Here is a 21679-nt window from a genome sequence, read left to right on the forward strand (position 1 = left end):
GGGATCAGCGCCTGGTCCCGGCGCGCACGGCCAAGCCGATCACCGCACCGAGCGCCAGACCGCCGATGACGTCGGTCGGCCAGTGCACGCGGGTGCGCAGCCGGCTGTAGGCGACGAGCAGGACCAGCGGCGTGACGAACGCGCCGGCCACCGGGTCCTCCACCGCGGTGACGGTGCCGAAGGCGGCGGCCGTCACCGCGTGCTTGGAGGGGAACGACGACGAGTCCGGGTGCTCCGGCAACGCCTTGCGCGCGGGCAGCACCGAGTGCGGTCTGCGCCGGTGCACCACCAGGCTCACCAGGTGGCCCAGCGGCATGGCGGCCACGGCCGCGAGCAGCGCGTGCCGGGCGGTCCGCTTCCTGCCCGTCGCGGCGATGACACCCGCCACCGGCAACCACAGCAGGCCACCGCGCGCGCTCAGGCCGGCCGCGACGATCACCGGGTGTGGTCGTCTGGCGGGCAGGAAAACGCTGTCGAACTGGGAGTCCTCGTCGAGTTCGTTCACGGCCAGGACGGCTCCTGCGCGTGGGCGATCACGAGCTCGCGGACCTCGCACCCCTCGGGTTGGTTGAGCGCGAACAGGATCGCGGCCGCCACCCGGTCCGGCGGGTTGAGCTGGTCGAGGTCCTTCGGCCGGTACTGCTCGGTGCGGTCGTCGAAGAACTTCGTGCGCATGCCGCCGGGCACGACCAGCGTGACACCGGTGCGGCCCGCGGTCTCGGCCGCCAGTGCGCGGGTGAAGCCGACGACGCCGAACTTCGAGGCGCAGTACGCCGTGGCGTCGCTGACGGCCTTGAGCCCGAGCGTGGACGCGACGGTGACCACCCGGCCGCCCTCCAGGTACGGCAGTGCCGCCCGGACGACGGCCGCGGTGCCGAACAGGTTGACCCGCACGACGTTCTCCCACTCGTCGGCGGGCACCTCCGCGAGCGTGCCGCACCGGTCGATGCCCGCCGCGGTCACCACCGCGTCGAGTCCTCCGTTGCGCTCGGCGAGCGTGCGCACCGCCTGTTCGGCGGCCCGTCCGTCCGCGAGGTCGACCAGCTCGAAGTCGTGCACGCCTTCCGGCGCCGACTTGTCCAGCACCAGCGGGGTTCCGCCCGCTTCGCGCACCGCGTCCGCGACGGCCGCGCCCAACCCGGACGCGCCACCGGTCACCAGCACCTTCATCAAGCCCTCCTCGACAGGATCTCGGTCGTCGAATGCCCGCGGTGGTACGGCACCACGACGGTGCGCCCGCCCCACCGCCGGACCACCGCGGTCTCCGGCAGCAGCTCGGCGGTGTAGTCGCCGCCCTTCACCCAGATGTCCGGCCGCAGCCGGCCCAGGACGTGCTCGGGGGTGTCCTCGCCGAACACGACCACGTCGTCCACGGACTCCAGCGCCTTGAGCACCTCGATCCGCTCGGCCTGCCCGTTGACCGGCCGGTGCTCGCCCTTGAGCCGGCGCACCGACTGGTCGGAGTTCAGGCACACGACGAGGCAGTCGCCCAGCGCCCGTGCCGCCGCGAGCATCCGCACGTGCCCGGGGTGCAGCACGTCGAAGCAACCGCCGGTGGCGACCACGACCCCGCCGCGCCGGCGCACCTCGTCCACGGTGGAGCCGGGCTCCGCCCGCATGCCGGAGACACCGCCCTGCTGCAGGAACTCCGCCGCGCGCGCGACCGCGTCGGCCACGGCGTCGTCCGGTGCCGCGCCCCGGGCCAGCCCGGTGGTGACGGCGACGGCGAACCGGTCGCCGGCACCGCACGGGTCCACGGCCGGGATGACGGGCGCCGGAACGGCGACGGGTGTCCCTCCACAGTGGAGCAACGCACCGGACTTGCCCATCGTGACCACGACGGCACGCGCCTGCCAGGTCTCCCTCAGTGTGCGCGCCGCTTCCTCCGGGTCGGCGGTGCCGCTGAACGCGGTGGCCTCGGACAGGTTGGGCGTGACGAGCCGCGCGCCGGGCACCGGTCGCGGTCCGCGCGGGTGCGGGTCCCACACGACCGGGACGCGCGTGAGCACCGACCGCAGCCGTTCGTCGGCCAGCAGCCCACGCCCGTAGTCCGACGCCAGCACGAAGTCCGCGGTCAGCACCGCGTCGAGCATCTCGTCGGTGACCTGCGGTGCCGGGCCGCCCCCGCCGCGGTCCACCCGTGCCAGCGACGTGCCGCCGCTGCGCAGCCGGGTCTTCACCGGCACCGGTCCCGACTGCCCCACGACGGCGGGCACCTCGAACAACCCGCGCAGCCGCTGTCCGGCCTCGTCATCGGACAGGGCGGTCACCAGCGTGACGTCAAGACCGTCCCGCGCCGCCATGGTGGCGGCCAGCGCGGCACCGCCGGCACGGGCGTGCTCGTCGGCGACGTCCAGCACGGGGGCGGGCGCGTCCGGGCACACGCGGGTGACGGTGCCGCAAATGTCGATGTCGAGCAGCGCGTCACCGACGACCACGAGCTTCATGCCGTCCTCCGCTCTGCTGCGTGCGGTGGGCGGGCGGGCGCCGCACGCCAGGCTGTCGGCACTACCACGTCGCACCGCGCACGCGCCGTACCGCGCGATCCGGCCAGCTCGGGCCGCCCATCCCGCACCGCAGCCCGCGACGTCCCGGCCGCGGTCACGACACCCTCCGCCCCACGACCGGCAGCGCGGCCTCGAACGCCTCGCACAGCGCGTGCACCACGACCAGCTGCGCCTCCTGCACGTGGCACGGGTCGCCCGGCAGCGCGAGCACGTCGTCGGCCAGCGCGGCCAGCGGGTTCGGCAGGGCGCCGGTCAGGGCCCACACGCTCGCCTCCGCCACCCGACCGGCCCGTGCGGCCTCCAGGAGGTTGGGGCTGGAGCCGCTGGTCGAGATGAGCAGCACCACGTCGTCGGGGCGGGCGTGGGCGAGGACTTGGCGGGCGAACACCTGGTCGTAGCCGTAGTCGTTGGCGATGGCGGTGATGCTGGAGGTCTCGGCGTTCAGCGCCAGGGCCGCGAACGGGCGGCGGTCGTGGCGGTAGCGGCCGACGAGCTCCGCGGTGAGGTGCTGGGCCTCGGCGGCGGAACCGCCGTTGCCCGCGGCGAGCAGGCGGCCGCCCGTGGAGAGCAGGTGGGCCAGGCGGGCGCCCCAGCGGTGCACGAGGGAGGCCTGGGACTGCAGGCCGGACAGCGTGTGGTTCAGGCCTTCGAGGTGGCTTTCGAGGGTCACCGGGCCACCGCCAGCCGGTCGGTCGGTACGAGGCGGCCGGCCGCGAGGCCGCGGTAGACCAGCTCGGTGCGGGCCGCCACCTCGTCCCACGAGTACATGGCCTCGACGCGGTCGCGGCCGGCGATGCCGTAGGCCGTGCCGCGGGACGGGTCGGCCAGCAGCGTGCGCAGCGCCCGGCCGAGGGCACGCGGGTCGCGGGGTGCGGTCAGCACACCGGTCACACCGTCGACCACGGTGTCGGTCAGGCCGCCCACCTCGGACGCCACGACGGGCACGCCGCAGGCCATGGCCTCCAGCGGCACGATGCCGAACGGTTCGTACCAGGGCACGCACGCCACGACGTCCGCGGAACGCAGCAACGCGGGCATGTCCGTGCGCGCGACCTGGCCGGCGAGGTGCACGCGGTCGGCGACGCCGAGCGACTGCGCCACGGCCAGCAGCCGTCGTGCCTCCGGGTCCGCGGTGAGGTCCGGTGGTCCGCCCACGATCACCAGCTCGGTGTCGGGCACCATCGGCAACGCGGCGATGAGGTCGGCGAACCCCTTGCGCGGCAACAACCTGCCCACCGACACGATCCGCCGGGGCGCCGACCGCGGCACCACCGGGCCGGCCACGCCGAACAGGTCGGTGTCCACGCCGCAGGGCACGACGACGGTCTTGTCCCGCCGCAGGCCCATGGCGACCAGCTCCCGCACCTCGTCGGCGCAGGTCGCGGCGATGACGGTCGCCTCCTGCCCGACCAGGCGCTCGACCGCGACGCGCTGCGGCGGGCTGGTGTCGTCCGCGCCCTGGTGGCGGCGCTTCACTGTGCCGAGCGCGTGGTAGGTGTGCACGATCGGCACGCGGGAGCGGCGGGCGGCCAGCACGGAGGCGAGACCGGACATCCAGAAGTGGCTGTGCACGACGTCGGGTGCCTTCTCCTGCCACTGCTCGTGCAGGAACCGGCCGAACTCGGCCATGTGCGGCAGCAGCTCGTCCTTCGGCACCTCCGCGGGCGGCCCGGCCGGCACGTGGACGACCTCGTACCCGTCGGGCGTCGTCACGCGGCCGGGCAGTGCCTCGCCGTCGCGGCGGGTGTGGACCACGACGTCGTGACCTCGCCGCACCAGTGCGGCCGCGAGCGACGCGACGTGCACGTTCTGACCGCCCGCGTCCGCGCCGCCCAGCACGGCAAGCGGACTTGCGTGCTCCGACACCATTGCGATCCTCATCCGACCCACACCTCCTTCAGCACCACGTCCCAGCTCCGCAGGAACGCTTCGAGCCCGTAGCGGGCCAACGCGAACTCACGCGCCCGTTTCCCTTTCTCTTGTGCGAGAGCCGGATCTGCGATCAGCTCCCGCACCGCCGACACCAGCTCCTCCACGTCCGTCGAGATCGCACCGGCCTCGGGTGGCACCGCGCGCATGGCCTCCGTGCACGCCAGCGCGACCACGGGCATCCCGATGTGCATGGCCTCCAGCAACGACAGCCCGAGCGACGTCCAGCGCGGTGTGTGCACGTAGACGCGGCGGCGCGCGAGCTCGCGGTGCAACGACTCCAGGTCGTGGTCCCCCATGCCGCCGATCTGCTCGGTGCCCATGCCGAACACGTCGACCGGGTCGAACCGCGGCAGCAGGTCGGTGCCCACGACCCGGCCGCGCCGCACCGGTTCGTTGATCACGGCCGCCGCCCTGGGCAGCTCACCGGTGTAGAGCTGGCCGGGGTCGACGACCCCGTGCTCGACGACGATCGTGCGGGTCCTGCCGCAGTCCCACATCAGGTCGTTGAAGTGCGTGACGTGGACCAGGGTCCCGTCCCAGTCCGCCATCGGGTGCCGCTGGCCGGGCGCGGCGGGCGTGTTGTGCTCCAGGTACACGACCGGGATGCCGCGCGGTACCAGCGACAGCTCCTCGACCCGTTGCACCACGGCCACGTCGGGGTCCACATCGGACAGTTCGATCTCGCGCGCCGCGGGCCACGGCCGCCCGGCGAGCCCGATGCCGTCCGGCGGACCGGGCACCAGGTACTCGTGTCCGCCTTGGACGAACGAGTGCGTCCACGAACCGTGGACGTGCCACAACAGGATCCTCACGCTGTCACCTCCGCGACCGCCGCGACGACCGCGGCCGGGTCCACCAGGTCGAGACACGGATGTCCGGGCACCGGGCACTCGCGCGCCCTGCTGCCCCGGCACGGCGCGTTCTGGTCACCGAGCAGCACGTGCCTGCCGTACGGCGCCCACCGGACGGCGGGCACCACCGGCGCGAACAGCGACACGACCGGGGTGCCGACCGCGGCCGCGAGGTGGGCGGGTCCGGTGTTGCCGACGACGACCGCGGCAGCACCCTTCAGCACCCCGGCCAGCTCGCGGAAGCCGGTGCGCCCGCCCAGGTCGAGCCCGCACGCGCCGGCAACGTGCCCGGTCAGCTCGGCCTCGGCCGGTCCGCCGGTCACGACCACCCGGTGCCCGGCGGAGGTCAGCGCGACCACCGCCTTCGCCCAGCGGTCCGGCGACCAGGTGCGGGCGGGCGCCGTCGCACCGGGGTGCACCACCACGTACGGACCGCTCAGGTCCGCCTCCGGCGGGTCGGTGACGGCGAGCCGGCCGTCGTCGCCCTCCGGCAGCTCGAACCCCGCGGCGCGCGCGACCTGCAGGGCCCGCTCCGCCTCGGGGATGTCCGGGTCGTCGCGCAACCGCACGTCCAGCAGCGACCCCGGGTAGTCGGTCGAGCGGGCCACGATCTTGGGCACGCCCGCCAGCCGCAGCAGCAGCGCCGTGGGCAGCGGGCTCTGGTGGAACGACGTCAGCACCAAGGCCACGTCGGCGCGAATCCCGTGCACCAGCGCGATGACGGCCTCGATGTCGACCGGGCGCACGTCGGAGGCCGGGTTGACGATCCACGGGCACTCCCACTCGACGATCCGGCTGACGTCCGGCAGCAGCTCGGCGGCGCGGACACCGTTGGGGCCGCACAACAGCACGACCTCGCCCGCCGTCGCGGCCGCGCGCACCGCCGGACCGGCCAGCAGCACGTCACCGTCGCTGTCGAGGCGGGCGACCAACGTCCTCATCGGACCATCTCCAGCACGCCGAACAGGTCGGGTGCGGTGTGCGGTGCACCGGCGACCTCGTGCGGCCTGGTCACCTCGGTCGGCACGAGCAACGGCACCGCGCCCGCGGCCTGCGCGGCCTCGACGTCGGAGCCGATGTCCCCCACGAAGAGCGTGCGGTGCGGACTCACCCCGAGGGCTTCGCACGCGGCCAGGACCATCCCGGGAGCCGGTTTGCGGCACGCGCAGCCGTCCTCGGGCGCGTGCGGGCAGATCTGCCAGGTGCCGAACCGGCCGAGCAGCTCGTCGACCCGTGCGTTCACGGCCGTGACCTGCGTCTTCGTGAGCAGGCCACGGCCGATCCCCGACTGGTTGGTCACCACGCCGGTGAGCAGGCCGTGGGCACGCAGGCCGTGCAACACCTCGCGGGCGCCCGGCATGGGTGTCACGGCACTCGGGTCGCCGTTGTACGGGACGTCCCGGATGAGCGTGCCGTCGCGGTCGAAGAGGACCGCGTCGAAAGTCCCGTCCATAGAGGAGATTTAGCCGAGAAAAGCGGCTTGAAACGCTACTCGGCGAAGCGGTTCTCCCCGTCTCACAGCACCGGGCTGGCGTCGACCTCCTGACCGGCGCCGATGCCCCGAACAAGAGCGCGAAGAGCTTCCTGTGACCCGAAAGTGGGCTCCCAGCCCAGTTCCGACCGCGCCCGCGACGCGCTGAGCAGCGGCGATGCCAGTGCGAGGTCCACCCAGCCCGGCGGAGTCGGTTGAAGCCGCAACAACCAGGACGCGTGCGCCAAGAACCGCATCAGCCGCGCCGGCACGGGAACGTGGCGGCCACCGAGGACGTCGGCGAGAACACGGGGAGTGACAACGGGTTCGGCGACGAGGTTCACCGCGCCGTGCGGGCGGTGCCGCAGGATGCGCACCAGACCGTCGGCCACGTCGTCGGCGTGGACGAACTGCAGCACCAGGTGGCGCGGCAGCGGCAGCACCGGGATGCGGTGCCGGAACAGCCACTTCGGCACGAGGCTGCCGAGGAAGTAGTCGCGGATCTCGGACCCGGCGTCGGACTGCAGGATCAGGCCCGGTCGCGGGCGGGAGATGAGCAGCTGCGACTCGAACTGGCCCAGCAGGTGCTCCACCGCGGCCTTGTGCCTGCTGTAGAACGACGACCGCACGCCCTTGACCGGCCACGACTCGTCCACCCTGCGGTCCTTCGTCGCCGGCGAGTACGCGCCGACCGACGACATGTGCACCAAGTGCCCCACGCCCGCGTCGACCGCGGCGGTGAACACGCGTGCCGAACCGGCGATGTTCGTGCGGTACAGCGCGCGTTCGTCGTGCGACGGCTGGATCAGCCACGCCAGGTGCACGACGGCGTCGGCGTTCTCGAACGCGGTGGCCAGCACCTCCTCCGCGCCCGGCCGGCCGATGTCGACGGGCGTCCAGGTGATCCCCTGGTAGGGCGCGGCGTTCGCGGGACGGCGGCGGGAGATGCCGTGCACCTCGATGTCGGGCTCGTCGGCGAGCCTGCGCAGCAGGGCGGTGCCGACGTTGCCGGTCGCGCCGGTGACGACGACCTTCACGAGCGCGCCCGAGCCGTCGCGCGGGTGTTGGCCCTGTCGATCGCGTCGACCAGCTCGTCCTTGGTCATCTGCGACCTGCCCTCGACGCCCAGCCGCTTGGCCAGGTCGTAGAGGTGCTGCTTGGTCGCGTTCGCGTCCACGCCACCGGCGGTCTCACCCTGCTGCGGGGTGCTGCGCTCGGCCTGCGGGTCGGACGGCCCCTTCTCGTCCTTGGCCTCCCAGTGGTCGCCCACCTTCTCGAAGCTGTGCTTGAGCGCGGAGAACGCGGTGCGGTGCGCCCGTTCCCCCTCGCCGTAGGACTCGACGGCCGAGTCGTGCGCCTTGATCCACGTGCGCTGGGCCTTCTTCGACGACCGGGCCACCGTGCTGGGCAGTTCCTCGCGTCCGGGCATGGTTCTCCTCCCAGGTGTTTCTCCCTGCTCAGAAGGGCTACCCGGCGGACATGACCACCATGCACGCCATCGACGTCCGCAGCCCCTTGGACGACCAGCCGGTCGGCTTGCTCCCCGTAGCCGGCGAGGACGACGTGACCGCCGCGCTGGCCGCCGCGCGGACCGCTCAGGCGGAGTGGGCGGCGACACCGGCGGCGGAACGCGGAGCGGCGGTCGCCGCGGCGGCGGCCGAGCTCAGGGCGCGGGCCGGCGACCTGGCCGCGGTGATCGAGACCGAGACCGGGCGGCCGCTCGCCTCCGCGCGGGAGGGCGTGCTCGCGGGCGCCTCGACGCTGGTGCAGTACTCCGAGCTCGGTCCGGTCCACCGTGGACGGTCGTTGCACGGCACCGCGGTCGACTTCATGATCCCGCAGCCGCGCGGGGTGGTCGTGGCGCTGACGCCGTGGAACGACCCGGTGGCGGTGGCGTGCGGGCTGCTGGGGGCGGCACTGGTCACCGGGAACACCGTGGTGCACAAGCCGAGTGAGCGCTGCCCGCACACCGGTCTGCTGCTCGACGCGGTCCTGCGCCCGTTCTTCCCCTCCGGCGTGCTGCAGACGCTCACCGGCGCGGGCCCGGTCGGTGCGGCGCTGGTGAGCGGTGACGTGGACGTCGTCGCGCACGTCGGCAGCACCGCGACCGGACGCGCCATCGCCGCGTCCACCCGCGCGAAGGTGTTGCTGGAGAACGGGGGCAACGACCCGTTGCTCATCGACGACGACGTCGACCCGAGGTGGGCGGCGGCGCAGGCGGCGCTGGGCGCGTTCACGAACGCGGGCCAGCTCTGCGTGTCGGTCGAGCGGATCTACGTGCACAAGACGATCGCCGCACCGTTCCTGGAGGAGCTGTGCGCGCTGGCCCGCCGGTGGAACGAGCAGCCGCAGCCGCTGGTCGACGTGCGGCACCGGGAGTTCGTGCACGGCCAGGTCGCCGCGGCCGTCACCGCCGGGGCGCGGGCCCTCGTCGGCGGGGAGGTCCCGCCCGGTCGCGGCGCCTTCTACCCCGCGACCGTGCTGGCCGACTGCACCTCGGCGATGCAGGTCATGTGCGAGGAGACGTTCGGCCCGGTCGCCCCGGTGCAGGCGGTGCCGACGTTCGACGACGGGCTGGCCGAGGCGTGCTCCGGCGACTACGGGCTCGCGGCGACCGTGCTGACCGGGTCGATGGAGCACGCCACCCGCGCGTGGCGTGCGTTGCCGGTGGGCACGGTGAAGGTGAACAACGTCTTCGGCGGTGCCCCCGGCGGTGCGGCCCAGCCGCGCGGGGCGTCGGGCACCGGGTTCGGGTACGGGCCGGAGCTGCTGGACGAGATGACCACCGTGAAGGTGGTGCACCTCGGGGTCAGCGGCCGGTCGTGACCAGCAGGAAGCCCGCCTCGGCCACCTTGTCGCGCGGCACCACGTTGCGGGTGTCGAGGATGCGCGGGGTGGCCGTGTGGCGGGCGAGCTCCGGCCAGTCCAGCTCGGCGAACTCCGGCCACTCCGTGAGCACCACCAGCATGTCCACGTCCCGCGCCGCGTCGGCGGGGGTGGCGTGCACGACGATGCCGTCGAGGTCGCCGGTGACGCACGGGTCGTAGCCGGTCAGCCGGGCACCCTCCCGGGTGAGCAGCTCCGCGACGGCGAGTGCCGGCGAGTCGCGCAGGTCGTTGGTGCCTGCCTTGAACGTGAGCCCGAGCAGGCCGATCCTCTTGTCCCGCAGCGGACCGGTCTCCGCGCGGATGCGGTCGACGACGCGGTGCGGCTGGTGCCGGTTGGTCGTGACGGCCCCCTCCAGCGTGGGGAAGTCGACGCCGGCCTGCCGTGCGGTGGCCAGCAGCGCGAGGGTGTCCTTGGGCAGGCACGAACCGCCCCAGCCCGGTCCGGGTTCCAGGCAGGACGCGCCGATCCGGTCGTCGAGCCGCATGCCCTCGGTGACGCCGTCGATGTCGGCGTCGACCTGCTCGCACAGCTCTGCCAGGGTGTTGACGTAGGAGAGCTTCAGCGCCAGGAAGCAGTTGCTGGCGTACTTCACCAGCTCCGCGCTCGTGTTGTCGGTGATGACGGTGGGCGCGCCGGTCGGTTCGTACAGCGCGGCCACCTCCAGCGCGTGCCGCTCGTCGCGGGCGCCGACGACGACCCGTTGCGGCCGCAGGAAGTCCTCGACCGCGTGGCCCTCGCGCAGGAACTCGGGGTTCGACACCACCCCCGGGTACCGCGCGGCCGTTCCCACCGGCACGGTGGACTTCAGCACCAGCCGGCACCCCCGCGGTGCCTCGGCGATGACCGCCTCCACCGCCGTGAGGTCGGCCGCGCCGTCGGGTCCGGTGGGGGTCGGCACGCAGACGAACGTGAAGTCCACGTCGGACAGCGCCTCCCGGTTGCCGGCCACGAACCGCAACCGCTCGGCGTTGCGCACGACGAGCTCGCGCAACCCCGGCTCGTGCAGCCCGACCTCACCCGCGGCGAGGGCGGCGACCTTGGTCTCGTCGACGTCCGCGCACACCACGTCGTGGCCGAGGTGCGCGAAGCACGCGGCCGTGGTCAGGCCGACGTAACCCGCGCCGACAACACCGATCCGCTGGGGTCGCACAGCACACCTCCTGCAGCTTCGAGGACCTCGTCCACGGTGATCCGCAGCAGGCCGGGGTCGGGTTCGGCGGCGAACGTGTCGCCGGTGGAGCCGTGCCAGAGCACGAGGTGCGGCCCGTGCCGCGGCCCCCAGAGCTGAGGCGGCACCGGCCCGAACAACAGCACCGACGGGGTGCCGTAGGCGGTGGCGACGTGCGCGACGCCGGTGTCGCCGCAGATGACCAGCCGCGCGGTGGCGACGAGGTCCAGCAGCTCGGCCAGGCTGCCCGAGAACGGCGTCGGCGAGACCCTGCGGGCGAGCTCGCGTTCACCGGGCCCGGCGGTGACGACGACATCGCTGCCCAGCGCGCGCACCACCGTCGCGTACCGGTCAGCCGGCCAGCGCCGCGCCCCGGTGCTGGCGCCGGGGTGGACCACCATCCGGTTCGTGCGCGGCCCGACCGGCGGCAGGTGCAGGTCGGCCGGGTCGCACGGGATGCCGTTGCGCTCCAGCAGGTCGCACCACCGGACCACCTCGTGGTGGTCCTCGCGCCAGTACTCGTGCGTGATCAGCCGCTGCGGCCGGGTCGCCCGCAGCAGCTCCACGCTCTGCGGCCCGCGACCGTGCAGGTTCACGGCGAGGTCGGGCCGGTCGAACGCGATCGGCGCCAGCTCCTCGGTGGGCAGCAGGCGGTCGACCGCGTCGATCCGGTCCACGACGTCCCGCAGCCACTCCGGAGCCGCCAGGGTGATCTCCGCGTCCGGGAACGCGGCTCTCAGGCCGCGCAGGGCAGGTACGGCGGTCAGGAGGTCGCCGAGGCCGAGGGCGCGCAGGACGAGGACCCTCATCGGCCGGCCCGCCGCGGTCGCAGCTCGTCGGCCGGCAGCCGGTCGGGCTGAACGTCCCGGCGGTCGCCCAGGTCGGTGGCCTGGCGGTCGCCCAGGTTGGTGGCCTGACGGTCACCTGGGTGGGTGGCCTGACGGTCGCCTGGGTGGGTGGCCTGACGGTCGTCCAGGTCGGTGGCCTGACGGTCGTCCAAGTCGGCTGTCCGACGGTCGCTCAGCCCGGCAGCCAGCCGATCGCCCACCTCGCCAGAGCGCTGCCCATTCGGCGGCACAGCCTGCGGCTCGCCCACTCCACCGCTCCGCGGCCGGCCACCCTGCGGAACCGGCACCTCGCCGCCCTCCTGCGGCACCCGAGCGACCCGCCGGTGCCGCCACTCCCCGCGCACCCGGTGCCAGCACGCCACCGGCGGGATCGCCGCACTGGTCACCACCATCTCGGCGACCTCCCGCACGTCACGCGGCCCCGGCGCGATCCGCGCCCAGGCGAACCACCCGGTCAGCCCCGCCCACACCGCCGCCAGCACCGCACCGGCCCGCCGCCGGCCCGTCAGCCCGCACAGCACCGCGCCCACCCCGGCAGCGGTGGTCAGGGCGTGCACCCTCAACCGCCCCCGCCGGCCACCGATGCGCGACCGCCAGCCGGGGCCGAGCAGGCGGCGCATCAGGGCGTCGTCGGCGTTGCCGCGTTGCTGCTGCACGCTGGTGAAGAACGTCGCGGGCTTGACCGGGTGCGTCGTGACCCGTTCCCCGTGCACGATCCGGTACCCGCGGTCTTGCACGCGCAGCGCAAGCTCGGCGTCCTCGCGGTAGGCGCGCGGGAACCGTTCGTCGAACCCGCCGCACTCCGCCAGCGCGGAACGGCGGTAGGCCATGTCGGCGGTGATCCACAGGGCGTCGGCGAGGCCGGCGGTGCCGCGTTCGGCGTCGGTTGGCCTGCGGTCGGGTGGCAGCGGCACCACGATCCGCGCCTGGGTGGCGGCCACGTCGTCCGCGAGGCCTTCCAGGTCCGCGGCCAGCTGGGTCTTCCAGTCCCGCGGCAGCACCACGTCGTCGTCGACGAAGGCCACCCAGTCGCCGGACGCGGTGCGCCAGCCGGTGTTGCGGGCGGCGGCCGGGCCCAGGCGGGTCTCGCTGTCGTCGACGACGACGACCTCCAGCGGCTCCGGGCCGGGGCCGTTCTCGAGCACGTCGAGCAGCGCGTCCAGGGACGCGCGGCCGACGGTGGGGATCACGACGGAGTACTTCATCGGCGCACCACGAAGGGGCCGATGGCGAGCAGGTCCACCGGGGACGAGCCGAAGCACTCCAGCGCGTCGCGCGGGGTGTCGACCATCGGGCGGCCCGCGGTGTTGAGGCTCGTGTTGACCACGACCGGCACGCCGGTGAGCTCCTCGAAGCCGCGCAGCATCCGTTCGAGCAGCGGGTCACCGGCCACGGTCTGGGCCCGCGCGGTGCCGTCGACGTGCACCACGGCCGGGATGCGGTCCCTCCACTCCGGACGGACGTCGTGCACGAACAGCATGTAGGGGCTGGGGATCGGGCCGCGGGTGAAGATCGTGGCGGCCCGTTCGAGCAGCACCATCGGCGCCACCGGGCGGAACTGCTCCCGGCCCTTCACGTCGTTCAACCGGTTCAGGTTCTCCGGGAAGCACGGGTTCGCGAGCAGCGACCTGCGGCCGAGTGCGCGCGGGCCGTACTCGCTGCGGCCCTGGAACCAGGCCACGATCTTGTTGTCCGCCAACGCCCGCGCGACCTCGGCGGCCACGTCGGCGGGGCGTTCGTAGGGCACGGCCGCGGTCTTGAGCACCGACTCGATCTCGGCGTCGGAGAAACCCCGGCCCAGCGCCGCGGTCGGCATCGGCTCGACCACGTCGGTGCTCGCGTGCAGCGCGGCGCCGAGAGCGGTCCCGGCGTCACCGGCGGCGGGCTGGACCCACACCTCGTCGAACGGTCCCTCGGCGAAGATCCGGCTGTTCGCCACGCAGTTCAGCGCCACGCCACCGGCCATCGCGAGCCGCCGTTCGCCGGTGTGCTCGTGCAGCCACCCGGCCAGCTCCAGCAGCACCTCCTCGACGCGGACCTGCACGGACGCGGCCAGCTCCGCGTGCTCGGAGGTCAGCTCCTCGTCGTCGGCCCGCTGCTTGGCCAGGGTGTTCCAGTCGAACGGCGTGATCTCGAAGCCGCCGTCGCGGACCACCACGTGCTCGCGCATCAGGTCCAGGTGCACCGGCTTCGCGTGCGAGGCCAGCGCCATGACCTTGTACTCGTCGCTGGACCGCAGGAACCCCAGGTGCTCGGTCAGGTCCTCGTAGAACAACCCGAGCGAGTGCGGCAACCGCTGCGCCGCCAGCGTGGTCAGCTCCTGGTCGACGTACCGGCCGGCCAGGTGCGACCCGCACTCGCCGCGCCCGTCGGCCACCAGCACGGCGCAGTTGCCCGCGAACGGTGCGGCCAGACCGGTGGAGGCGGCGTGGGCGACGTGGTGCGGTACGAACTGGACGATGTCGGGGTCCAGCCCCGGCAGGACGGTGGAGAGGAACTGCGGCGCGCGCCGCACGTACTGCGTGCGCAGGTCCTCCCACGGCGCGTACTGCGCGTCGACCAGGTCCGGGTCGTAGGAGTAGGCGACGGCGTCGAGGTCCGCCGCCGTCAGCCCCGCCTGCTCCAGGCACCAGCGCGCGGCCAGCTCCGGCTGCTCCCACGCGGAGAACGGCACCGGGCGCTTGCCGTGCTTGCGGCGGGAGAAGCGTTCTTCCTCCGCTGCCGCAACGGTCTTGCCGTCGATCACGAGAGCGGCGGCCGGGTCGTGGAACACCGCGTTGATCCCGAGGACTCGCATGGTCAGCGGCTACCCGGCGAAGTGCCGGGCAAACGAGCGCAGCCCCTCTTCCAGCGGAACGCGTGGCTGCCAGCCGAGCACCTGCCGCGCCAGCGCGATGTCGGGGCGGCGGCGGCGCGGGTCGTCGGTCATCGGCTCGACGTGGCGGATCTCCGACGAGCTGCCGGTGACCTCGATCGTCTTGTGCGCCACGTCCAGCACGGTCACCTCGGCCGGGTTGCCGAGGTTGATCGGGCCGGCCTGGTCGGTGCGGGCCATCGCGAGCAGCCCGCGCACGAGGTCCGAGACGTAGCACAGCGACCGGGTCTGCCGGCCGTCGCCGTGCACGGTCAGCGGTTCTCCGGCCAGCGCCTGCCGCAGGAACGTGGGGATCATCCGGCCGTCGTGCGCGCGCATCCGCGGGCCATAGGTGTTGAAGATCCGCACGATGCCCGCGTCCACGCCGTGCTCCTGCCTGAACGCCATCGTCATCGCCTCGCCGAAGCGCTTGGCCTCGTCGTAGACGCTGCGCGGCCCGATCGGGTTGACGTGGCCCCAGTAGGACTCGCGCTGCGGGTGTTCCAGCGGGTCGCCGTACACCTCGCTCGTGGAGGCCACGACGACCCTGGCCCCCTTGCGGCGGGCCAGCTCCAGCGCGTGGTAGGTGCCGAAACCACCGGCGCGCAACGTGTCCACGGGCATCCGCAGGTAGTCCGCGGGCGAGGCCGGGCACGCCAGGTGCAGCACCAGGTCGACCGGGCCGAGAAGGTCGAGCGGCCGGGACACGTCCGCGGTGACCACGCCGACGCCTTCCGGCACGTTGGCCCGCGAGCCGGTGCGGAAGTCGTCGATGCACACGACCTGCGCACCGTCCCGCAGCAGCGCTTCGCACACGTGCGAGCCGAGGAACCCCGCACCCCCGGTGACGACGACCCGTTCAGGCGACATCGAGGACCGTCTTCAACCAGCCGTCCTCGCGCAGGTCGAACGACTTGTACGCGTCGATCGCGGCGGCGGGCTCCTCGTGCTTCGTGATGAACGCCGTCGGGTCCACGACACCGGAGACGACGAGGTCGAGCAGCCGCGGGAGGTAGCGGCGGTGGTTGCAGTTGCCCATGCGCAGGGTGAGGTTCTTGTTCATCGCCTCGCCGATCGGGAACTGCTCGAAGCCCGGCGGGTAGACGCCGATGATCCCGATGGAACCGGCCTTCGCGACCATCTCCACCGCCCACCTGAGCGCGAGGTCCGGCGCGTCACCGGGCTTCCACTGCTCCCCCCTCTCGCCACCGGGCTTCTCGGCGTCGACACCGACCGCCTCGATCACCCGGTCGACGCCGATGCCGCCGGTCAGCTCCTTCACCACCTCGGCGGGGTCTTCAACGTTGAAGTTCACCGTCTCGGCGTTCTGCTCGCGGGCCTTGTCCAGGCGGGACTCGATGCCGTCGACGACGATCACCCGTCCCGCGCCCTGCCGCTTGGCCGACGCGACCGCGAACTGACCGACCACGCCCGCGCCCAGCACGAGCACGGTGTCACCGGAGCCGACCTCGGCCAGCCGGGCGCCGAACCACGCCGTGGGGAAGATGTCGGAGAGCAGGATCGCCTGGTCGTCGCTCACCGCGTCGGGTATGCGCACCAGCGTCGTCATGGCGTACGGGATGCGGGCGTACTCGGCCTGCAGCCCGTCCACCGGTCCGGTCGGCTGGGGGCCGCCGAAGAAGCAGGTGCCGGCTTCCGGGCCGTTCGGGTTGGCGGTGTCGCACTGGGCGAAGTACCCGGCCCGGCAGTAGGAGCAGGTGCCGCAGCCGACCGTCGAGGTCACCACCACCCGGTCACCGGGCGTGAACCCGCGCACCGCGGACCCGACCTCCTCGACGACGCCGACGGCCTCGTGGCCGAGGACCGTGCCCTCCACCATGCCCGGCATCGTGCCGCGGACCATGTGCAGGTCGGTGCCGCAGATCGCGCTGCGGGTGATCCGGATGACCGCGTCGGTCGGTTCCTGGATGCGCGGGGCATCCACGTCGTCCAAGCGGATGTCGCCCACGCCGTGCCACACAACAGCCTTCATCGGCCCTCCTCGTTTCCAGGCTGGTTCCCGTGCCGGAGCGGCACAAACACGCCCGGACGGGTGTTTGCGGCGGGCGCACCCCGGGTAAGGCTCGTCCGATTTGCGCGCGATGTCCGCAGTTTCAGCAGGTCAGCGAGGGGTACCGCTTCCTGGTGAACCGCATCGACGACATCTGGGGACCGCGCACTCCGCACGCTCGCGACGCGCGCTGGCCGGTACGGGTGGACCTCGATCTCGCGGACGGCGTCACCGAGTCCGATGTGGACCAGTGGGTGCCGTCGGCCTGCGTGCTGTGCAGCAACGGCTGCGGCTGCGACATCGCCGTCAAGGACGGCAGGATGGTGGGCGTCCGCGGTCGCTCCGGCGACATGGTCAACCATGGCCGGCTCGGCCCCAAGGGGCTCTACGGCTCCTGGCAGGCCCATCGCACCGACCGCCTCACCAAGCCGCGCGTCCGCCGCGGTGGCGAGCTGGTCGAGACCGACTGGGACACCGCGATGGGCGAGGTCGTGCGCCGGTCGAAGGCGCTGCTGGCCGAGCACGGGCCGTTGTCGCACGGGTTCTACACGAGCGGGCAGCTGTTCCTGGAGGAGTACTACACGCTCGGCGTGATCGGGAAGGCCGGTCTCGGCACACCGCACATGGACGGCAACACCCGGTTGTGCACGGCGACGGCCGCGGCGGCGCTCAAGGAGACCTTCGGGGCCGACGGGCAGCCCGCGTGCCACGCCGACGTGGACCTGACCGACGCGATGTTCCTCTACGGGCACAACATGGCCGCGACGCAGACCGTGCTGTGGGCGCGGGTGCTGGACCGGCTGGAGGGCCCCGACCGGCCGCGGCTCGTCGTCGTGGACCCGCGCCGCACGCCCGTGGCCGAACGCGCGGACGTGCACCTGGCGCCGTTGCCCGGCACCAACCAGGCGCTGATGAACGGCCTGGTGCGCGCGGTGATCGCGAACGACTGGGTCGACCACGACTACGTCGCCGCGCACACCCTCGGGTTCGAGGACCTCAAGGCGGTCGTCGAGCCGTACACGCCCGAGCACGTCGCCGAGATCTGCCGCATCTCCCCCGTCGACCTGCTCAGGGCGGCGGAGATCTTCGGCACCACCGGGCGCGTGCTGTCGACGGTGTTGCAGGGCTTCTACCAGTCCCACCAGGCCACCGCGGCGTCCTGCCAGGTCAACAACCTGCACCTGCTGCGCGGCCTGATCGGGCGGCCGGGCAGCGGCGTGCTGCAGATGAACGGCCAGCCGACCGCGCAGAACACCCGCGAGTCCGGCGCGAACGGCGACCTGCCCGGTTTCCGCAACTGGGACAACCCCGACCACGTCGACGAGCTCGCGCGGCTGTGGAACGTCGACCCGCTGACCATCCCGCACTGGGCGCCGCCGACGCACGCGATGCAGATCTGGCGGTACGCCGAGCAGGGCACGATCCGGTTCCTGTGGATCTCCGCGACGAACCCGGCGGTGTCGCTGCCGGACCTGGCGAGGATCAGGGACATCCTGCGGCGCGAGGACCTGTTCGTCGTGGTGCAGGACGGTTTTCCGACCGAGACGACCGAGCTGGCCGACGTCGTGCTGCCCGCCGCGCTGTGGGGCGAGAAGCAGGGCACGTTCACCAACGCCACCCGTGTCGTGCACCTGTCCGAGCAGGCCGTGCAGCCGCCCGGCGAGGCCCGCAGCGACCTGGACATCTTCCTGGACTACGCGCGCCGCATGGACCTGCGCGACCGCGACGGCGCCCCGCTGATCAAGTGGAAGGACGCCGAGGGCGCGTTCGACGCGTGGCGTGAGTGCAGCCGTGGCCGGCCGTGCGACTACACCGACCTGTCCTACGAGAAGCTGCGCGGCGGCGGAATCCCCTGGGGCGGCGCGGAACGGCTCTACGCCGACGGCCACTTCCCCACCGCAGCCGACTACTGCGAGGACTTCGGCCACGACCTGCTGACCGGCGCGTCGGTCACTCCGACCGAGTACAAGGCGCGGCGCCCCGACGGCCGCGCGTTCCTCAAGGCCGTCGAGCACACCCCGCCGCCGGAGCAGCCGAGCGAGGACTACCCGTTGCTGTGCACGACCGGGCGGTCGGTCTACCACTTCCACACCCGCACCAAGACCGCCCGCGCACCGGAGTTGCAGCAGGCCGCGCCCAACCCGTGGGTGGAGGTCTCCCCCGCCGACGCCGAAGAGCTGGGCCTGGCCCACGGCGACCTGGTGCGCGTGGAGTCGCCGCGCGGCGCGATCGAGGTCCCGGTCCGCATCGGGCGGTGTCGGCCGGGGGTGGTGTTCGTGCCGTTCCACTACGGTTTCCAGGCCGCGAACGAGCTCACCCGCACCCAGTGGGACCCGGTCTCGAAGCAACCGACGTTCAAGATCAGTGCCGTGCGGATCAGGAAGGTGTGACCGGTGCACCTCTCGACTTACCTCGGTCTCCTGCACACCTCGCTGGGCACGCTCGCCGCCGCGTTCCGCGAGATCGCCGCCGGGCACGGCGACGAACCCGACGTGCAGCACATGTGCGAGGTGCTGGCCGGCCGGACCGACAGCCAGGCCGGCCACCTCTGGCCGTTCGTGCAGCGCTACGGCGAGCACCGCGAGGACGAACCGGAACGCCTGCACGCGGCCGAGGTCACCGAGACCCGCGGCGGTGGCGTCGGGCTGCTGCGCGACCTGCAGGACCTGTACGCGCTGGCGTCGTTCACGGACATCACGTGGACCGTCGTCGGGCAGGCCGCGCAGGGGCTGCGGGACCGCGCGCTGCTCGACGTCGTGAGCTCCTGCGAGAAGGAGACCAAGCGGCAGCTGTCGTGGCTGACGACGCGGATCAAGCAGGCGGCACCGCAGGCGTTGATCGCGGCAGCGAACTAGTTCCTTCGAGTGCATCAGGGAGGAATGCGTAATCCGGGACGTGCGGGCGCGATGTAGCTGTCGTGCCGTTCACCGTTCAGCGTCCCGCTCGGGCGCTTCTGCTGGTCGTCGTGGTGCTGCTGACCCAGGGCCTCGTGCCGCCCGGTGCGGCCTGGGCAGCGTCCGGCTACCCGTACTCCATGCCGGCCGACCTCAGCGGCGTGTGGGCCGCCGGAGTGCTGGGGACCGTGGACGGCGGGGCCGTCACGACGTGCAACTCCGAGCGCGCCCCGGTCAGCGCGGTCGGTCTCGCGCCCGGTGGCACCGAGCGGATGCGCATCAGCGCTCCCGCGCAGGGGTGGCGTGCGCTGAGCGGGTGTTCGACGAACACCGCCGTCGACGGGCAGAACCGGTACTTCGCCCCGTACGTCGACCACAACACCGATGACGTCGTGCAGATCGGCGGGTTCGACCCCACCGGCACGCGGCTGTGGCACACGCCGGTCCGGACGTCCTGCTCCAGCTACCGCTACTGGACGCAGGTGCACTCGCTCGCGATCGGCGCGGACGGGAACCTGTACGCGCTGGTCTACAACCACGACTGCCGTTCGGAGAACGTCCGGCTGCTCAGCCTCGACCGCACCACGGGCGCCGTGCGGTTCGACCGCCCGCTGTCCGCCAACGCCGCGGTCTCGCAGTACGGCTACCTCGGGTCGTTCCCGCTGATGTCGCCGCACCGCACCGGTGTGACCGTGCTGGACGGCAGCTCCGTGCGCCACGTCGACCACGACGGCACCGTCCGGCCGGACGCCGCGGAGGTCGTGCGCGGCTACGACACCGTCATCACCGGGTTCTCCGTCAATGCCGCCGGTGACGCGTTCGTCGCGGTCGACCAGCTCGACAACCAGGGTTCGAGCTGCGTGCGGCACGTCCAGCGGGTCGACCTCGACGGCACGAGCCGCGTGCACGGCCTGACGAACGCGGTCGGCTGGTGCACCGCCACGCGGGGGATGCGCGCCACCCCGGACGGCGGCGTGGTGCTGAGCACCTACGGCCGCCACACCGACCCGATGATCACCGTGTCCGCGTCGGGTGAGACTTCCTCCGCGTTCGCGCCGGTGACCGGTGCGGTGGTCCAGCACGTGACGGCGCCGCAGGTCGACCTCGACGGCAACGTCTACGTCGCCCGGTTCCTCACCTACACCGGGTCCGGTGACGAGCACGTCGAGGTGCGGCAGACCGACCGGCGCGGTCGGCTCCTCGCCGTCCACAACACCGGCGCCCAGCCCACGGTCGCACGCGACACGATCGGCACCCCGCACCACGGCGAAGGCCTCGCGCTGACCCAGGACGCGGTCCTGCTGGTCACCTGCGTGCAACCCGAGCACTGCAACCTCGGGCGCATGAACAACGGCCCCACGCCGCCGCTGACGCTGTGGCGGTTGCCGTTCAAGGGCGCGAGCATCGACTACCCGCGCGGAGACCTGCTCGGCCAGTCCGGCCGCGGCACCGGGCCGTTGCGGCACGTCGCGCTGGGCGACTCGTTCTCCTCCGGCGAAGCGGTCAAGCCCTACACCGCGCCCTCGGACGCCAACGGCTGCCACCGCAGCGCGCTCGCCTACGCCGAGCTGGTCGACCAGGACCGGACCCTGGACTTCACCACCGACTTCCGGGCCTGCTCCGGCGCCACGACCGCCACCGTGCAGGTGCCCGCGAACGGAGAACCGGCGCAGCTGAGCGCGCTGGGCGACGACACCCGGCTCGTCACGCTGACCATCGGCGGCAACGACGTGAAGTTCTCCGACTTCGCCAAGGCCTGCGTGTCCGGGTCGTGCGGTGTCGACTCCGCGCGGTACCGCGAGTCCAAGGCGCTCGTGGACTTCGTGCTGCCCGGTCTGCTCGACGACCTCTACGCCAAGATCGCCCTGAGGGCCCGGGACGCGGAGGTGTGGGTGCTGGGCTACCCCCAGCTGATCGCCGGCGACGCCGACTTCACCCCGTGCCGGTACCTGGGCCCCCTCGACGTCGACATCGACGAGACCGACCAGGCCGGCGCCCGCACATTGGTGACCGCGCTCAACGACACCATCCGCGACCGGGTCGGCGCGCGCGGCACGAAGTTCCACTACCTCGACCCCGCACCGCTGTTCGAGGGCCACGAGCTGTGCTCCACCCGCGACTGGCCCTACTTCTACGGACCGCAGGTCCCGGAGCTGGGCAGCAGCTACCACCCCAACGCGGCGGGACAGGCGGCCTACGCCGAACTGGTCAAAGAGCAGGCCATCCGGCAGCACCTGGGGTGGTGAGCCGGTGC

The 21679-nt window shown here is 73.0% G+C and carries 20 protein-coding genes; 4 read left to right on the forward strand and 16 right to left on the reverse strand.

Features of this window, described 5'->3' with window-relative positions:
• Window positions 1-4 precede the first annotated feature (4 nt).
• From ACZ7CD_RS24885 to ACZ7CD_RS24930, 10 genes are all read right to left on the reverse strand, one after another.
• Window positions 5-505 carry a phosphatase PAP2 family protein gene (locus ACZ7CD_RS24885; protein ID WP_470379766.1) on the reverse strand — a complete coding sequence of 167 codons (501 nt, stop codon included), beginning with the start codon at window positions 503-505 and terminating at the stop codon, window positions 5-7.
• The gene (locus ACZ7CD_RS24890) at window positions 502-1170 is read right to left on the reverse strand and encodes an SDR family oxidoreductase (RefSeq protein WP_458432672.1); all 669 of its coding nucleotides are present in this window, start codon (window positions 1168-1170) and stop codon (window positions 502-504) included. Before ACZ7CD_RS24890 ends, ACZ7CD_RS24885 begins: the two co-directional genes overlap by 4 nt.
• Complete coding sequence (rfaE2, locus tag ACZ7CD_RS24895; RefSeq protein ID WP_470379767.1) at window positions 1170-2447, reverse strand: D-glycero-beta-D-manno-heptose 1-phosphate adenylyltransferase; 1278 nt, start codon at window positions 2445-2447, stop codon at window positions 1170-1172. The genes ACZ7CD_RS24890 and rfaE2 overlap by 1 nt, the downstream gene beginning before the upstream one ends.
• Before the next feature lie 154 nt (window positions 2448-2601).
• Window positions 2602-3177: a D-sedoheptulose-7-phosphate isomerase gene (locus ACZ7CD_RS24900; protein ID WP_360384507.1), complete on the reverse strand. Its 576-nt coding sequence runs from the start codon at window positions 3175-3177 to the stop codon at window positions 2602-2604.
• Window positions 3174-4388: a glycosyltransferase gene (locus tag ACZ7CD_RS24905; RefSeq protein WP_470379768.1), complete on the reverse strand. Its 1215-nt coding sequence runs from the start codon at window positions 4386-4388 to the stop codon at window positions 3174-3176. The genes ACZ7CD_RS24900 and ACZ7CD_RS24905 overlap by 4 nt, the downstream gene beginning before the upstream one ends.
• Window positions 4385-5251, reverse strand: a complete 867-nt coding sequence (locus ACZ7CD_RS24910) for a glycosyltransferase (protein WP_458432675.1) — start codon at window positions 5249-5251, stop codon at window positions 4385-4387. Before ACZ7CD_RS24910 ends, ACZ7CD_RS24905 begins: the two co-directional genes overlap by 4 nt.
• Window positions 5248-6231, reverse strand: coding sequence for a glycosyltransferase family 9 protein (locus ACZ7CD_RS24915; RefSeq protein ID WP_470379769.1), 984 nt, complete (start codon window positions 6229-6231; stop codon window positions 5248-5250). The genes ACZ7CD_RS24910 and ACZ7CD_RS24915 overlap by 4 nt, the downstream gene beginning before the upstream one ends.
• Window positions 6228-6743 carry a D-glycero-alpha-D-manno-heptose-1,7-bisphosphate 7-phosphatase gene (locus tag ACZ7CD_RS24920; protein ID WP_470379770.1) on the reverse strand — a complete coding sequence of 172 codons (516 nt, stop codon included), beginning with the start codon at window positions 6741-6743 and terminating at the stop codon, window positions 6228-6230. The genes ACZ7CD_RS24915 and ACZ7CD_RS24920 overlap by 4 nt, the downstream gene beginning before the upstream one ends.
• Window positions 6744-6805: 62 nt before the next feature.
• Window positions 6806-7798 carry an NAD-dependent epimerase/dehydratase family protein gene (locus ACZ7CD_RS24925; RefSeq protein WP_360384517.1) on the reverse strand — a complete coding sequence of 331 codons (993 nt, stop codon included), beginning with the start codon at window positions 7796-7798 and terminating at the stop codon, window positions 6806-6808.
• Complete coding sequence (locus ACZ7CD_RS24930; RefSeq protein ID WP_360384519.1) at window positions 7795-8190, reverse strand: ChaB family protein; 396 nt, start codon at window positions 8188-8190, stop codon at window positions 7795-7797. Before ACZ7CD_RS24930 ends, ACZ7CD_RS24925 begins: the two co-directional genes overlap by 4 nt.
• 50 nt (window positions 8191-8240) lie before the next feature.
• Between ACZ7CD_RS24930 and ACZ7CD_RS24935 the strand changes: the two genes are divergently transcribed.
• Window positions 8241-9587: an aldehyde dehydrogenase family protein gene (locus ACZ7CD_RS24935; RefSeq protein WP_458432677.1), complete on the forward strand. Its 1347-nt coding sequence runs from the start codon at window positions 8241-8243 to the stop codon at window positions 9585-9587.
• Here ACZ7CD_RS24935 and ACZ7CD_RS24940 read toward each other — a convergent pair.
• From ACZ7CD_RS24940 to ACZ7CD_RS24965, 6 genes are read right to left on the reverse strand one after another with little or no spacing between them, the layout of a single operon-like run.
• The gene (locus ACZ7CD_RS24940) at window positions 9571-10800 is read right to left on the reverse strand and encodes a UDP-glucose dehydrogenase family protein (protein ID WP_470379771.1); all 1230 of its coding nucleotides are present in this window, start codon (window positions 10798-10800) and stop codon (window positions 9571-9573) included. The two genes, ACZ7CD_RS24935 and ACZ7CD_RS24940, sit on opposite strands and share 17 nt — an antisense overlap.
• Window positions 10752-11627, reverse strand: coding sequence for a glycosyltransferase family 9 protein (locus ACZ7CD_RS24945; protein ID WP_360384525.1), 876 nt, complete (start codon window positions 11625-11627; stop codon window positions 10752-10754). Before ACZ7CD_RS24945 ends, ACZ7CD_RS24940 begins: the two co-directional genes overlap by 49 nt.
• Window positions 11624-12871 (reverse strand): glycosyltransferase, encoded by a 1248-nt coding sequence (locus ACZ7CD_RS24950; RefSeq protein WP_470379772.1) that lies wholly within the window; start codon window positions 12869-12871, stop codon window positions 11624-11626. The genes ACZ7CD_RS24945 and ACZ7CD_RS24950 overlap by 4 nt, the downstream gene beginning before the upstream one ends.
• Window positions 12868-14463 (reverse strand): carbamoyltransferase family protein, encoded by a 1596-nt coding sequence (locus ACZ7CD_RS24955; RefSeq protein WP_360384529.1) that lies wholly within the window; start codon window positions 14461-14463, stop codon window positions 12868-12870. Before ACZ7CD_RS24955 ends, ACZ7CD_RS24950 begins: the two co-directional genes overlap by 4 nt.
• Before the next feature lie 9 nt (window positions 14464-14472).
• Complete coding sequence (locus tag ACZ7CD_RS24960; RefSeq protein ID WP_360384531.1) at window positions 14473-15390, reverse strand: UDP-glucuronic acid decarboxylase family protein; 918 nt, start codon at window positions 15388-15390, stop codon at window positions 14473-14475.
• Window positions 15380-16513, reverse strand: a complete 1134-nt coding sequence (locus ACZ7CD_RS24965) for a zinc-dependent alcohol dehydrogenase (RefSeq protein ID WP_470379773.1) — start codon at window positions 16511-16513, stop codon at window positions 15380-15382. The genes ACZ7CD_RS24960 and ACZ7CD_RS24965 overlap by 11 nt, the downstream gene beginning before the upstream one ends.
• A 149-nt stretch (window positions 16514-16662) precedes the next feature.
• Between ACZ7CD_RS24965 and ACZ7CD_RS24970 the strand changes: the two genes are divergently transcribed.
• The 3 genes from ACZ7CD_RS24970 (at window position 16663) to ACZ7CD_RS24980 (ending at window position 21671) form a co-directional block, all read left to right on the forward strand.
• Window positions 16663-18921, forward strand: coding sequence for a molybdopterin oxidoreductase family protein (locus ACZ7CD_RS24970; RefSeq protein WP_470379898.1), 2259 nt, complete (start codon window positions 16663-16665; stop codon window positions 18919-18921).
• Between the two features lie 3 nt (window positions 18922-18924).
• Window positions 18925-19386, forward strand: a complete 462-nt coding sequence (locus ACZ7CD_RS24975; protein ID WP_470379774.1) for a hypothetical protein — start codon at window positions 18925-18927, stop codon at window positions 19384-19386.
• 62 nt (window positions 19387-19448) lie between these two features.
• Window positions 19449-21671 (forward strand): SGNH/GDSL hydrolase family protein, encoded by a 2223-nt coding sequence (locus ACZ7CD_RS24980; protein ID WP_360384537.1) that lies wholly within the window; start codon window positions 19449-19451, stop codon window positions 21669-21671.
• The last annotated feature ends 8 nt before the right edge of the window (window positions 21672-21679 follow it).

The sequence above is a fragment of the Lentzea sp. NPDC036949 genome (assembly GCF_055608075.1).

Excerpts from the sequence above, each read along its gene's own strand:
- ACZ7CD_RS24890 (WP_458432672.1), bottom strand. The coding sequence starts at position 1,170 with ATGAAGGTGCTGGTGACCGGTGGCGCGTCCGGGTTGGGCGCGGCCGTC.
- rfaE2 (WP_470379767.1), bottom strand. The coding sequence starts at position 2,447 with ATGAAGCTCGTGGTCGTCGGTGACGCGCTGCTCGACATCGACATTTGC.
- ACZ7CD_RS24905 (WP_470379768.1), bottom strand. The coding sequence starts at position 4,388 with ATGAGGATCGCAATGGTGTCGGAGCACGCAAGTCCGCTTGCCGTGCTG.
- ACZ7CD_RS24915 (WP_470379769.1), bottom strand. The coding sequence starts at position 6,231 with ATGAGGACGTTGGTCGCCCGCCTCGACAGCGACGGTGACGTGCTGCTG.
- ACZ7CD_RS24920 (WP_470379770.1), bottom strand. The coding sequence starts at position 6,743 with ATGGACGGGACTTTCGACGCGGTCCTCTTCGACCGCGACGGCACGCTC.
- ACZ7CD_RS24930 (WP_360384519.1), bottom strand. The coding sequence starts at position 8,190 with ATGCCCGGACGCGAGGAACTGCCCAGCACGGTGGCCCGGTCGTCGAAG.
- ACZ7CD_RS24935 (WP_458432677.1), top strand. The coding sequence starts at position 8,241 with ATGACCACCATGCACGCCATCGACGTCCGCAGCCCCTTGGACGACCAG.
- ACZ7CD_RS24945 (WP_360384525.1), bottom strand. The coding sequence starts at position 11,627 with ATGAGGGTCCTCGTCCTGCGCGCCCTCGGCCTCGGCGACCTCCTGACC.
- ACZ7CD_RS24950 (WP_470379772.1), bottom strand. The coding sequence starts at position 12,871 with ATGAAGTACTCCGTCGTGATCCCCACCGTCGGCCGCGCGTCCCTGGAC.
- ACZ7CD_RS24955 (WP_360384529.1), bottom strand. The coding sequence starts at position 14,463 with ATGCGAGTCCTCGGGATCAACGCGGTGTTCCACGACCCGGCCGCCGCT.
- ACZ7CD_RS24960 (WP_360384531.1), bottom strand. The coding sequence starts at position 15,390 with ATGTCGCCTGAACGGGTCGTCGTCACCGGGGGTGCGGGGTTCCTCGGC.
- ACZ7CD_RS24965 (WP_470379773.1), bottom strand. The coding sequence starts at position 16,513 with ATGAAGGCTGTTGTGTGGCACGGCGTGGGCGACATCCGCTTGGACGAC.